This is a genomic window from Paraburkholderia sp. J8-2 (assembly GCF_905220195.1).
Lineage (GTDB): Bacteria > Pseudomonadota > Gammaproteobacteria > Burkholderiales > Burkholderiaceae > Paraburkholderia.
Window position 1 is genome coordinate 164,760 of sequence record NZ_CAJMZA010000001.1, and the last position, 13,303, is coordinate 178,062.

Here is a 13,303-nt window from a genome sequence, read left to right on the forward strand (position 1 = left end):
GTGATCAGGCCTTTTCCATGGCCTGGCGCGACATCTTCAGCATGGTCTTGCGCGGCAGCAGCGGCACGACCCAGTTAAGCAGGAATTTGAGCTTGCCCTCATTGAACGCGACGAGTTCGCCACGCTGCATGGCAGCGTAGCCGCATTGCGCCACCGACTGCGCCGACTTCGCCTGCTTCCAGATATCGACGCCTTCCAGGTTGCCTGCCGCGACGAATCCGGTGGCCACCGCCCCGGGGCACAGCGCGGTCGCCGTAATGCCATCGACCGCCACCTCTTCGGCAATCGCCTGCGTGAATGAAGTCACATAGGCTTTGGTCGCGTAATACACCGCCTGCAGCGGGCCGGGCATGAACGACGCAGTCGACGACACATTCAGGATGCGACCGCGATTGCGTTGCACCATGCCCTTGAGATACAGGTGCGTAAGTTCGGTCAGCGCCACCATATTGACCTGCATCATCGCCTGAGCGGCTATCAGGTTTTGCTCGTGAAAGAGCCCATGCCCGCCAAAGCCGGCGTTGTTGATCAGCACGTCGATCGTGATGCCAAGTGCCTGCGTCTGCTCGAAGATACGTTGCGCGGCGCCCGGCTTCGACAGATCCTCGGCGATCACGGTCGCGGCGATGCCGTGCTGCACCTCCAGTTCGCGCTTGAACGCGTCGAGCTTGTCGCGCGAGCGCGCTACCAGCACGAGGTCGCCTTGGTTCTTTGCGTGAATCCTGGCCAGTTCCTGGCCGATGCCGCTGGATGCGCCGGTGATCAGCGCGGTGTTGGATTGCCGGGTCATGAATGCCTCAGTCGGTGGTGCTTCGATTGACGTCATCATAGGACTGCGGATCGCGCCAGGCACTCGCGAGCCGTGCCAATCTGCTATCCAATCGCGTCATCAAGGCGTTTCGTTGCGGCGCGCACGAAAGCGCTAAGCCGCCAGAAACGCCCGCTGCAACCGTTGCACGCCATCCGTCAGCTCTTCGGCGTTCAAACTGCCAAAACCAAGCCGCAGGGCAGGCAAGGCGCGATGCTTTGCGGAAAACTGACCGGCGGCCAAAAACCGCACGCCCTCGCGAGCCGCAGCATCCTGCAGCGCGGCCATGTCGATGTCCTGCTTGCAGACCGTCCAGAGGGCAAGGCCTCCAATGGGAAGCTCGAAGGAGAGCCATTCGTCGAGATGCGTCTCGAGCAGGCGCGCAAGAAGGTCGCGTCGCTCGGCGTAAATCTTCATCACCTTTTTCGTATGGCTGTGGATGACGCCGCTCGCCAGCAGATCCGAGACCGCCGCCTCCGTCGCGGGGTCGCCTTGCCGGTCGATGATGGTGACTTCCCCCGCCGCGCGGTCGATGAACGGCTGCGGCGCGATCAGGTAGCCAATGCGCAGCGACGGCGTAAGCAGCTTCGACATCGACCCGACGTAGACGACCTTTCCTCTGCGGTCGAAGCTCGCGAGCGGCAGCATCGGCCGATGCGTGAAGTGGAATTCGTGGCTGTAGTCGTCTTCGATGATCGCGAAGTCGAACTGCTCGGCGAGCGCCAGCATCCGCATGCGCCGGGCAGCGGGCAGCAGGACCGTGGTCGGAAACTGGTGATGCGGCGTCACGTAGACAGCGCGCACGCGCTTGCGGTAGCAGAGCTTTTCCAGCTCATCGACCTTCAGGCCGTCTTCGTCCAACCCCACCGTGACGATCTCGGCGCCCGCGGCGCGGAACGCTTCGCGCGCCGGCGGATAGGTCAGCTCCTCGACCACGACGCAATCCCCCGGACGAATCAGCACGCGCGCGGCGACATAGATGCCCATCTGACTGCCGCGCACGATACAGATGTTGTCTTCGTTCGCCGTGATCCCCCGCTCGCTGCTCAGCATGCCGAGAATTTCGCGCCGCAGGCGCAGCGTGCCGCGAGGGTCGCCATAGCCAAGCCGGTTGCGCTGTGACGCCGCGAGCAGCGCCTTGCGCCAGGCCGCCGCCAGTTCGGCCACCGGCACGAGGCGGGTGTCCGGCGCGCCGTCGTCGAACGTGAGATAGCCGTCCTCGCCGTAAAGGCATTGAACGTCCGGGCCGCTGCCCGCCAGCCTCACACCCAGATCGCGTGCGATGCCCGAGTCGGCCGGCTTCACGGCCTCGATGCCTTTTTCCGGCAGCGCCGAGGACACGAACGTGCCGCGCGTCTTTTCCGAGGTCAGCCAGCCTTGCGCGGTGAGTTCTTCATACGCGAGCACCACGGTCTTGCGGTTCACATCCAGCGCCTTTGCCAGTTCCCGGGAGCCCGGCAACGGCGCGCCGGGCGTGAGGCGCCCACGCCGTATCTCCTGAATGATGGCCTGCACGATCTGGCGCGCCACCGGCCCGCCCTCGCGCTGGATCACGATTTTCAGATCCCACGTTCTCAGCATCGTCCGCTCCAACTGGACCCATGGAAATAAAAAAACTGGAGGTTTTATCTGGCCCAGTCGCGACCATACCATCCCCTCATCGAAATGCCTATTTGCCAATTGCGACGTTTTCTACCCACAACACAGGCTGTGCATCGAAAGGGGCTGAACATGAGTCACACGCAACTACGCTCGAACTGCCTAAGCTTTGTCGAGCTTCTGGCTCAAGGCATCGCCTTGATCTCTCCCACGATGACGGCGGCGCTGATCATCCCCGTCATGTATGGCAACACCGGCGAGTGGAGCTGGCTTTCCTACGTGCTCGGCACCATCATGCTGCTGTTCGTCGCGCTGAACCTGAACCAGTTCGCCAAGCGCTCGACCTCATCCGGCTCCATGTACAGCTATATCTGCCGCGGCCTCGGACTCACGTCAGGCGGCATTGGCGGTTGGTCGCTGATCTGGGCCTATCTCGGCATCTCGATGGCCGGCATCACCGGCTTTTCGATCTTCGCGGGCAAGCTGCTCGACATGGTCGGTCTCAGCGTGCCTTCGGTCGTGCTGTTCGCGATTTGCGGCGGCGTGGCGTTCTACCTCGCTTACAGGAACGTGCAGCTTTCGGCCATGCTGATGCTGGTGCTCGAGGGCGTTTCGATGCTGCTCATTCTGGTGCTGTCGGTCATCGTGCTCGCCGAACACCATTTCGTCGCCGACACCGCGCAGTTCACGGTCTCGAAGCTTCCCTGGTCCAATGTCGGGCTGGGCGTCGTCGTCGCGATCTTCAGTCTGGTCGGCTTCGAGTGCGCCACGGCGTTCGGCGACGAAGCGCAGAATCCGCTGCGCAACATTCCGCGTGCGGTCATCTGGAGCCTGATTATCTCGGGGGCGTTCTTCGTCTTCGTGACCTACGCGATGATCATCGGCACGCGCGGCTATCACCAGCCGCTGGACCAGATCGATGCCCCGTTGAATGTGATGGCCCAGATGGCTCACGTCGGGCTGCTGCAAATTCCGCTGTCGGTCGGCGCGATGGTGAGCTTCTTCGCCTTGTGCCTGTCGTGCATCAACGCGGGTTCGCGGGTCATCTTTGCGATGGGCCGCCACGGCATCTTCCACGGCGCCATTGCCGGGACTCACCACAAGAATGCGACGCCGCACGTCGCCGTCGCGATCATGGCGGTCATCGCGTTCGCTGTCCCGACCGTGCTCGTGCTGTGCCATCAGGCGGCGCTCGATATCTTCAACTGGGCCGGCACCATGGCTGCGTTCGGGTTCCTCGTGCCTTACGTGCTCATCACGCTCAGCGCACCGTTCTATCTCCAGCGCCTGGGTGAGCTACGCGGCCGTGACTGGTTCCTGTGCGCCTGCTCGCTGCTGCTTCTGCTCATTCCCGCGGTCGGGTCGGTCTACCCGATCCCCCCTGCGCCGATCAAGTACTTCCCGTACGCCTATCTCGCCTATCTCGCCGCCGGTGCGCTCTGGGTGGGGTCGTTCCACAAGCGCAAGCCGCACGTGTCGATTTCGATCCGCGAGGATCTGGAGCGCATGCATGCGCAGTTTCAACTCGGCGAGCAATGACCATGCGCGCAACCTTGCATTCGAGCCGCTGGCTCTCGGACGACGTTCGGGAACTGGTTCTCAAGCCACAGAGCAGCTTTTGCTTCCGCCCCGGCCAGTACGTGGGAATTGGCCGATCCAGCGGCCCGAGCCGCTGCTACTCCATGGCGTGCGCGCCCTCGGCGGACAACCGGATTGCGCTGCACGTGCGCCGCTGGCCCGGTGGCGCGTTCTCGGACCGGGTCGTCAGCCGCACGCGTGTTGGAGACGAGTTCGACATCACGGGTCCGCTCGGGGCTTTCGCGTTCCCGGAGGGCGACGGCCCTGTCGTGATGCTGGCCACGGGAACCGGCGTGGCCCCGTTCCTCGCCATGCTCGAAGCGTTCCTGCCGACGAACCCGCGTCGTCGCGTCACGCTCTATTGGGGGGCACGCGCGCAAGGTGACTTCTACGCAAGCGACGTGCTCAATGCCTGGCAGGCGACGCACGCGGGCTTCCGGCTCGTGCCGGTTCTGTCCGGCAGCCAGGCGGGCTATGTGCAGCACGTGGCGGCACGCGCCCTGAGCGAGCCCGTGCATACGCATGTGCTCGCCTGCGGCAACCCGCGAATGATTGAGGATGCCTACGCAATTTTCGTGGCGGAATCCACTGTTCCGGTCGCCACGTTTGCCTCGGATGCGTTCGAAGCAGCGTCGGACGTGACGCCCGTCGCGAACGATCCGTGCGCGCTGGATTCCGTTCGGCTGAGCGTCGACGGCCAGTTCGTTGTTGCCAGGGTCGGCGAGTCGGTCCTGAGCGCGCTCAAGTCTGCCGGGCTGCCCGTCATGTCGGTCTGCGGCGGCAAGGCGTCGTGCGGGACCTGTCTGGTGGAACTCGAACCCGAATGGATCGAGCGCGCCGCGCCGCGCTCCCGAACCGAGCGCAATCTTCTCGCCTGCCTTCCGGAAGCCGGTCCGTCAAGCCGGCTCGGCTGCCAGCTATGCATCACCCCGGAACTCGATGGCCTCGCCATGCGCCTGCCGTCGATCAACCCCACAAAAAAGGAGTCGTCCGTATGAACGCAGTGCTCGAACAAGTGCAACTCGAACAGGTCGGTGCCGAATTCTCCGAAGCGCCGATGCTCATGGTGCGCGACAAGACGCGCAAGATCATCCACGAAATCGCGGCGCGTTGTCAGCCCGGCATGGTCGAGGAAGACGCCGTGGAAATCGCGAAGGAGATTCTCGCCGCCAACAAGATGCTGCGCGGCTGGCACGATGTCTATGTCCGCTTCGGCTCGAACACGACCAAAACGTTCGGCGCCGCCTCCGAGCCGGGCGTCGTGCTCAAGGAAAACGACATCATGTTCGTCGACATCGGCCCCGTATTCGAGAAATGGGAGGGAGACGGCGGCGACACGTTCGTCTTCGGCAACGATGCCGACATGGCGCGCTGCGCCGAAGATGCGCGCAAGCTTTTTCATATCGTTCGCCAAAAGTGGCTCAGCGACGCAAGCACCGGGAAGGTCCTCTATGAGTTCGCCGTCTCGCAAGCGCAGGCGATGGGGTGGGAATTGAATCTCGACCTCTCCGGCCACCGGGTTTCGGACTTTCCCCACGCAGCAACGTACGAAGGCCCGATGGCTGACGTGGATTTTTGCCCGTCGCGACTGCTTTGGGTGCTGGAGATTCACATTCGGCATCCGAAGTTGAACTACGGCGCGTTCTTCGAGGACATGTTGCTCGAAGACTCCTTCTTCGAGTAAGGAACGTCGCCAGTTTGCTCGCCTCATGAGCGCCCGCAGTGGCCGGATGGCTGCGGGCCGTCGCCCCCTGCTTTCATCGATATCTTCGTCCGTATGTCAATCACTCCAGTCCCGCCGCTTCGTGTAGTCGCAGTGCGACACGTCCACTTTGAAGACCTCGGAACATTCGAGGAGGTGCTTAGGTCTCGGGGCGCTGAGATTCAGTATCTCGACGCGGGTCTTGACGACCTCTCGGCAATCACGCCCGACGGTCCGGATCTGCTCGTCATACTCGGAGGGCCGATCGGCGCTTACGAGGAAGACCGGTATCCGTGGCTAGGCAATCTGAAAGCCGTGCTGGCGAAACGGATTGCCCGAGATCTTCCGACGCTTGGCATCTGCCTCGGCGCGCAGTTGATCGCTGCGTCGGCCGGCGCGAAGGTTTATCCGGGCGGAAAACGCGAACTCGGATGGGGAACCATTTCTATCACGCAGGAAGGGATGAACTCGCCACTAAAGTATTTGCGTGAAGCGGCATGTCACGTGCTCCACTGGCATGGAGACACATTTGACCTGCCAGAAGGCGCGAGGCTGCTCGCATCGAGCCATGTCTATCCTCACCAGGCTTTTTCGATTGGCCCAAACGTGCTTGGCGTGCAGTTTCACCCAGAGGTAAAGGCGCATGGATTCGACCGCTGGCTCATCGGGCACGCAGTCGAGATTGGTATGACGCCGGAACAAAACGTCGCCGATCTCAGACGAGGAACGGCCGGATATGCGACGACATTGGCTATTCAGGCATCCAGAATGTTCAACGACTGGCTTGATGGACTGAAGTCGCTTCCAACTCCACATTGAATACCGGGGCCTGTCAGCTCGTGAGGCGACGATACGCGCTTAGATGACGAACGAGACCCTGTGGATCGCCGCGTTTTTCGAGCAGCATCGCCAGATTGTGGTGGGCATCCGCGTACGACGGGTCGAGTTCCAGACAACGTTGATAGCTACGCTCAGCGTCCTCGAAGCGCCCCATCTCCTCGAATGCAATCGCGCGATTGAAGTGCAACACGGCATCGTCGGGGAAGTGAGCTAGCGCCTTGTCGAATACGTGCAGCGCGTCTTCGCAACGCGCTTCGCGTTCGCACAGCAGCGCGCCGAGGTCCACGTAGGCAGCATAAAAAGGCTGCGGAGATAACTCGATGGCCTTCTTGTACGCCCGTTCGGCACCGTTCACATCGGATGTCCGCAACTGTTCGCCGAGGTCGTACCACTCCTGGGCCTGGTGCGCGAGATCCTCGTGCGCAGGCGCCGAGTCGAGAAAGACGACATCGCCCTTGATTTGCGCGACTTCGAAATCCAGCAGGAACTGACCTGTAGCAGCGTCCCATTGCGAAGGGCCGGTTCGAACGGCCACATCGTTGCCGACCGCCGATACGCGAATCCCCGTGAGCGGCAACTCATCGGGCAGTTCGTCTCGCAGCCGCGAGAGCGCCGTGATGATTTTGCGCGTCGGTATGCGGGCGTCGCGCAACTGCAACGCGGTGCGCAGCAGCACGACATCCTGGAACGTGAAGCGGTACGCGTTTCGCGGCCCCCGCGACGGTGTCACGAAGCCCGCAGCAATGAGGCCTGAAACCACGCTGCGCGAAACACCCAGCATGGCCTGCAACTCACGCATCGAAATCTCGCGCGCGGCGACTTGCGGCGTCACTTGCGTGCCCGGACCTTTGCAGGCGCTTCAGCGGGTGCTTTCGCTGCACGCGCCGGTGGCTTGCGCGTTTTAGGCGCGACAGGCAGCTCGGCAACGGGCTCCGCGCTCTTGCTGCGCCTGGGTGCCGGAGCCGCTTTCGCTTTCGCGCCGCCCTTGAGGCTGGCGCGCAAGGCATCCATCAGGTCGATGACCTGGCCGCCGCCGGCCAGTTCTTCCGCAGGCTCGTGAACGACGACCTGCTTGCCTGCAATTTTTTCGTCGATAGCCGCGAGAATGCGCTTCTTCTCTTCATCCTCGTACGCCTTCGGGTCGTAATTGTCTTCGGCGCCCTGCTCGATGATCTGCAGCGCGAGTTTCATCTCGGTATCGGACACTTCGACGCGTTCGACGTGCAGGTCCGCCAGCGAGCGCACCTCGTCCGCATACAGCAGTTGCTGAAAGACGAGTCCGTCTTCCTCGGGGCGCACCTGCACGATCCGCGTCCTGCCTTTGGACGCCCATTTCGCCAATGCGCAGCGTCCGCTCTGTGCGAGCGCCTGCTGCAGCAGACTGTATGGTTTTCCGCCGCGCTTGTCGGGCGCGATGTAATAGGCCTTGTCGTAGAAGACCGGGTCAATCGCCTCCTCCGGAATGAAGGCCATGATCTCGACAACATGACTCGCAGCGTCCTCGAGCGCCTTTAGCTCATCGCTGGTGAAGACCACGAACCGGTCCTTTTCGAACTCGTAGCCCTTGTTCATGCTCGAGCGCTCGACGACATCGCCCGTCTTCTCGGAGACATACTGCTGCTTCACGCGCGAACCGTCGGGCGCGAGCATATGGAAGCGGACATCGGACGAACTCTCGGTCGCGGTATAGAGCTTCACCGGTATCGAAACGAGCCCGAAGGAGAGCGACAGGGAGGCAATTGAGCGGGCGGGCATGGACTTCTCCTCGCGGCATTGGCACATTCGGCACGGCGCTTGGCGCAAGGCCCGTGCCGCCGCCGGGCAGCGGTCGTTTCATTTTAGGAGCTTTATCGCCGATGCCAATGATTGCGCCGCCGCCCCGTAATCCGCCCACGGATCTTGCTGCTGGAAGCTGAGGTAGTCGCGAGCCGTCTGCACCGTCCACTGCGCCCCGCTTTTCAGGTCGTTCAACTGCTCCCAGGCAACCGGCATCGAGACGCCCATTCCGGCTCGCGCCCGCGCGGAAAACGCCGCGGCGGTCGTCTGCCCCTTGCCATTGCGCAAGTAGTCGACGTAGACCTTGCCGATGCGGTTCGAAGCCCCGGCGGTCGCCGAAAAGCGCTCGGGAATGGTCTTCGCGAGATGCCGCACGAAGGCCTGCGAGAACGATTTGACCGCCTCGTAGCCCAGCCTTGGGGCCAGCGGCACGACGACATGCAACCCTTTCCCGCCGCTCGTCTTCAGCCAGGCTTTCAAGCCCAGTTCCGAGAGCAGCGTTTGAACGAGGAGCGCGGCTTCCTGAACGCGCCCCCATTTCACGCCCTCGCCGGGGTCCAGGTCGAAGATGACGCGGTCGGGCTTGTCGAGCCGTCGAACCGTCGAATTCCACGTGTGAAACTCGACGACATTCATCTGGGCCGCCGACAGCAGGGCGTCGACGGTGTCGACGGTTAGCAGCGGCGGATGATTCGGCCAAAGGCTGCGGTCATGGGCCGTCAGGCCGGGCATGTTCGTTCTCTCGGCATGCTTCTGGAAGAACAGCTGTTCCGCAATGCCGTCGGGGGCACGGACCATGGCGAGGGGCCGCGCCTTCAGATGCGGCAGTATCCGCTCCGCGATGCTCGCGTAGTAGCGCACCAGGTCTGCCTTCGTGATGCCGGTCGTCGGGTCGACGACGCGTTCCGGATGCGTGATTTTCAGCTTCGGCGAAGGTTCAGGCGCCTGTGTCCTTCCCCCCTCCCGGACCACGCCGCGTGGCGGCTTGTCGATTCGCAGCCCTCTGAACGAGGCCTGGCGGATGACGCCATCGGCGGTCCAGTCCGCGAATTCGACTTCCGCGACGAGTTCGGGGCGAACCCAGCGCTCGCTGCCGGCCGAGCGCCGGGACCACCGGCGCGCCCTGGCGACATCGACATCAAATGGTGCCGCATCGGCTTCGAGCGGCGTCAGCCGCGTCCACAGGTCTTGCGCCGTCCGCGCATTCCAGCCGGTGCCGACGCTTCCGGCGTCGCGAAGCTTGCCGTCTACGTAATAGCCCAGCAGCAGGCTGCCAATCTCGCCGTCCTTGCCGCCACGTGCGGTGAAGCCACAGACGACCAGTTCCTGGCGAAGCCGGGATTTCGCCTTGAGCCACGTTTGTGTGCGCCCTGGTTCGTAGGGCGCGTCGCGGCGCTTGAGCATGAGGCCTTCAAGACCCAGGCCTGAGGCCGCTTCGAACAACTGGGCGGGAGGCGCCTCGAAATGCTGGCTGAACCGGATGTGCTCGCCCGCATTTTCAAGGACCTGCGCGAGAAGCGCACGCCTCGCCCAAAGGGGCACCTTTCTGAGGTCTTTCCCGTTCAGGTACATCAGGTCGAACAGGAAGTAGACGATGTCCTGTCTTGCCGCCCCGTCTATCGCATCTTGCAGCGCGGCGAAACTCGGAATGCCATCTTTGAGGACTGCGATTTCACCATCCAGCCATGCACTGTTGAGTGGAAGCTCTCCAACCTCTGCAGCAAGCTCGGGAAGCTTCGTTGTCCAGTCTAGTCCGCCGCGCGTGATGAGTCGCACCTGCCCTTTGGCGACACGGGACAGCATGCGATAGCCATCGAGTTTGGCTTCGGTTAGCCAGTCTCCGCTCGTGGGCAGCGTTGCCGCCAGGGTCGCGAGTTGCGGCTCGAGTTTGGCCGGCAGCGGCGCGGTCACCGCTGCGGAAAGGTCCACCTGGGGCGCTGCGCCGCGCGCAGGCCTCACCTCCCTCGGCTCGCGTTCTTCAATGAGCCCGAGCGGCTTCGCCGTCACGCTGTCGGGAAGCGCCTTGATGACATCGTATTGCGCGAGCGGTTGCGCCCACGCGTCGCGCTTCTTGAACAGCATCCACGGGTCCTGCTTGTCGCCGGGCTTCGAGATGCGAACCAGTTCCCAGAGTCCCGCGAGCTTTTCGCCGTGGAGCCGGAAGACCAGCTTGCCAGCCGCCATGCCCTCCTGCGGATCGCCGACAGGCTCCCATGTGCCGCGGTCCCAGACAATGACGTCACCGGCGCCGTAGTGCCTGGGGGGAATCGTCCCTTCGAAGCGGGAATATTCGACCGGATGGTCCTCCACGTGAATGGCCATCCGCTTTTCCTTCGGGTCGTAACAAGGGCCCTTGGGCACGGCCCACGACAGCATCACCCCATCGAGTTCGAGCCGGAAATCGTAATGCAGCCGGCTCGCCCAGTGCTTCTGCACGACAAAGCTCAGAGGCCCGTGGTCGACGGACTGACTGGCAGCCGACGGCGCCGGTTCGGGCGTGACACGGAAATCCCGCTTCTTGCGATAGCGGGAAAGCGGCGGAGACGACGGATCGCGGTCGCGGGTTGGGGCCATGACGATAGTCTAGGAAGAACGCTCGCCTGGTGCGTCGCAAACGCAACGCCTGAAGTGAAACCGCACGCCGCGTTCGTCGGGCGTTCGTCGGGCGGCCGAACCGTGCCGTGAATGCCACGCGTATGCGCTGCATCTGCTGCGCTCATTTAGGCGTCATCTGCTCATTGAGGCGCCTCCCGCGGCGCGATAACGTCTTCCCTCCGCGTCCACCGCACGCCCAGCCTATTCGCAGCTACCTATGTATCGCTACAACGAATTCGACAAAGCCTTCGTGGCGAACCGCGCCGCGCAGTTTCGCGACCAGATCGAACGCTGGCAAAGCGGCCAGCTAAGCGAGGACGCGTTTCGCCCGCTGCGCCTGCAAAACGGCTGGTACGTGCAGCGTCACGCGCCCATGCTGCGTGTCGCCGTACCGTATGGCGAGCTATCGAGCGCGCAGCTTCGCGTGCTCGCGCGGGTTGCCCGCGAATACGATCAGCCCGAAGCCGAGGTCTACCAACGCGCCATGGAGGCCCAGCGTAAGCTTGGCACCGTGCGCCTGCCAACGCACCACGCGCACTTCACGACGCGCACCAACGTTCAGTTCAACTGGATTCCGCTGTCGAAAGCCGCCGATGTGATGGATCTGCTCGCCACGGTCGACATGCACGGCATCCAGACGAGCGGCAACTGCATCCGCAATATTTCATGCGACGAGCGCGCAGGCGTGGCGCCCGACGAGATCGCCGACCCGCGACCCTTCGCCGAAATCATGCGGCAATGGACGACGCTGCATCCCGAGTTCGCATTCCTGCCGCGCAAGTTCAAGATCGCGGTGACGGGCGCCACGGAAGATCGCGCGGCGACCGGCTGGCACGACGTCGGGCTGCGCCTCGTGCACGATGCAAACGGTGAACTGGGCTTTCGCGTCACGGTGGGCGGCGGCATGGGGCGCACGCCGGTCATCGGCATCGTGTTGCGCGAATTCCTGCCGTGGCGGCACATCATGAACTACATCGAGGCGGTCGTTCGCGTGTACAACCAGTTCGGCCGGCGCGACAACAAATACAAGGCGCGCATCAAGATTCTCGCGAAAGCCGAGGGTCAGCGGTTCGTCGACGAAGTTGAGGAGGAGTTCCGGCAGATCGTCGAACTCGACGGCGGCCCACATACGATCCCTCAAACCGAACTGGACCGCATGCGCGCGTATTTCGTCGTGCCGGAGCAAGCAGCCGCCTGCCGCCCCGCCAACGCCGCCGCTGCCGCCGCACGCGAGGACGCGGCCCGCCAAACGCCGCAGTTCCAGCGCTGGCTCGAGCGCAACGTCGCGCCGCACAAGGACCCGGCGCTGCGCATCGTCACGCTCTCGTTCAAGCGCGTGCTGCAGGCGCCAGGCGACGCATCGGCAGACCAGCTCGAACGCGTGGCGGATCTCGTGGACCGCTTCTCGGCCGGCGAAGCGCGTGTGACGCACACACAGAACATCGTCCTGCCGTGGGTTCATGTCGACGACCTGCTGCCGCTTTGGCGCGCGGCCGTCGACACCCAGCTCGCCAGCGCCAACGTGCATCTGCTCACCGACATGATCGCGTGCCCCGGCGGCGACTTCTGCGCGCTCGCCAACGCGCGCTCGCTGCCGATCGCGCAGAGCATCATGGAGCGCTACCAGGACCTCGACGAACTGAACGACATCGGCGAGATCGATTTGCACATCAGCGGCTGCATCAATTCGTGCGGCCATCATCACAGCGGCCATATCGGCATACTCGGCGTCGACAAGGACGGCGCGGAGTGGTACCAGATTACGCTCGGCGGCGCGGACGGCTCCACGCGCAGCGGCGACGCGCGGCCCGGCAAGGTCATTGGCCCGTCGTTTGCCGCGCACGAGGTGACCGACGCCGTCGAAGCGGTGATCGGCTGCTATCTCGCGCTGCGCGAGCGCAGCGGCGAGCGCCGCGAGACGTTCATCGAAACTGTGCGCCGGGTCGGGCTTGAACGGTTCAAGGCGGCTGCGGACACCGTTCGCGCAATCGTGGAGGACCCGGCATGAAGACCGTTGCACGCATTCGCCTGCTCGGCGCACACGACAATGTCGCCGATGCAGCCACGCCGGTCCTCGCCTTGCCAAACGACGCGGACCCACTCGCCTATGCCGCCGATATCGCCGGCGCCGCGCGGGTCGAGCTGCACTTCCCCGCCTTCACCGATGGCCGCGCGTATAGCCAGGCTTATCTCGTGCGCCGCCGGCTCGGCTTCAAGGGGGACCTGCGGGCGACGGGCGAAGTGCTCGTCGACCAGGTGCTGCAGATGGAACGCATGGGCTTTTCGAGCGCGGTGCTAGGCACGGACCTCGCCCTCGCAGACGCACAGCGTCAACTCGAACGCTTCCCGGCGTTCTATCAGGGCGATCTCCTTCGCGAAGCGCCGTACCGGGAAGCTTGAACTAC

At 63.7% G+C, this 13,303-nt stretch carries 11 protein-coding genes; 6 read left to right on the forward strand and 5 right to left on the reverse strand.

Translation table 11 applies throughout. The annotated features are described in order from the left end of the window. Window positions 1-4 precede the first annotated feature (4 nt). Complete coding sequence (locus U5A52_RS00735; protein WP_321933381.1) at window positions 5-790, reverse strand: SDR family oxidoreductase; 786 nt, start codon at window positions 788-790, stop codon at window positions 5-7. A gap of 132 nt (window positions 791-922) precedes the next feature. After that, window positions 923-2,389: a PLP-dependent aminotransferase family protein gene (locus U5A52_RS00740; RefSeq protein ID WP_321933383.1), complete on the reverse strand. Its 1,467-nt coding sequence runs from the start codon at window positions 2,387-2,389 to the stop codon at window positions 923-925. A gap of 150 nt (window positions 2,390-2,539) precedes the next feature. On the opposite strand from U5A52_RS00740, the gene U5A52_RS00745 reads away from it, so the two are divergent. From U5A52_RS00745 to U5A52_RS00760, 4 genes are all read left to right on the forward strand, one after another. After that, on the forward strand, window positions 2,540-3,946 hold the full coding sequence (locus U5A52_RS00745; protein WP_321933385.1) for an APC family permease: 1,407 nt from the start codon (window positions 2,540-2,542) through the stop codon (window positions 3,944-3,946). Between the two features lie 2 nt (window positions 3,947-3,948). Beyond that, window positions 3,949-4,983, forward strand: coding sequence for a flavin reductase family protein (locus U5A52_RS00750; RefSeq protein WP_321933387.1), 1,035 nt, complete (start codon window positions 3,949-3,951; stop codon window positions 4,981-4,983). Continuing rightward, on the forward strand, window positions 4,980-5,669 hold the full coding sequence (locus tag U5A52_RS00755) for a M24 family metallopeptidase (protein WP_321914573.1): 690 nt from the start codon (window positions 4,980-4,982) through the stop codon (window positions 5,667-5,669). The genes U5A52_RS00750 and U5A52_RS00755 overlap by 4 nt, the downstream gene beginning before the upstream one ends. Before the next feature lie 93 nt (window positions 5,670-5,762). Next, the gene (locus U5A52_RS00760) at window positions 5,763-6,506 is read left to right on the forward strand and encodes a glutamine amidotransferase (RefSeq protein WP_321933388.1); all 744 of its coding nucleotides are present in this window, start codon (window positions 5,763-5,765) and stop codon (window positions 6,504-6,506) included. 13 nt (window positions 6,507-6,519) lie between these two features. Here U5A52_RS00760 and U5A52_RS00765 read toward each other — a convergent pair whose 3' ends face one another. The 3 genes from U5A52_RS00765 to ligD form a co-directional block, all read right to left on the reverse strand. Further along, window positions 6,520-7,326: a tetratricopeptide repeat protein gene (locus U5A52_RS00765; protein ID WP_415773517.1), complete on the reverse strand. Its 807-nt coding sequence runs from the start codon at window positions 7,324-7,326 to the stop codon at window positions 6,520-6,522. Window positions 7,327-7,355: 29 nt separating this feature from the next. Further along, entirely contained in the window at window positions 7,356-8,282 is a 927-nt protein-coding gene (locus tag U5A52_RS00770) for a Ku protein (RefSeq protein ID WP_321914570.1), read from the reverse strand. A 78-nt stretch (window positions 8,283-8,360) separates the two neighbouring features. Beyond that, a complete protein-coding gene (gene ligD / locus U5A52_RS00775; RefSeq protein WP_321933392.1) occupies window positions 8,361-10,877 on the reverse strand; it encodes a DNA ligase D in 2,517 nt (838 codons plus the stop codon). A 238-nt stretch (window positions 10,878-11,115) separates the two neighbouring features. Between ligD and U5A52_RS00780 the strand changes: the two genes are divergently transcribed. Both U5A52_RS00780 and U5A52_RS00785 read left to right on the forward strand, forming a co-directional pair. Then, window positions 11,116-12,906: a nitrite/sulfite reductase gene (locus U5A52_RS00780; protein ID WP_321933394.1), complete on the forward strand. Its 1,791-nt coding sequence runs from the start codon at window positions 11,116-11,118 to the stop codon at window positions 12,904-12,906. Then, window positions 12,903-13,298 carry a DUF934 domain-containing protein gene (locus U5A52_RS00785; protein WP_321914567.1) on the forward strand — a complete coding sequence of 132 codons (396 nt, stop codon included), beginning with the start codon at window positions 12,903-12,905 and terminating at the stop codon, window positions 13,296-13,298. The genes U5A52_RS00780 and U5A52_RS00785 overlap by 4 nt, the downstream gene beginning before the upstream one ends. The last annotated feature ends 5 nt before the right edge of the window (window positions 13,299-13,303 follow it).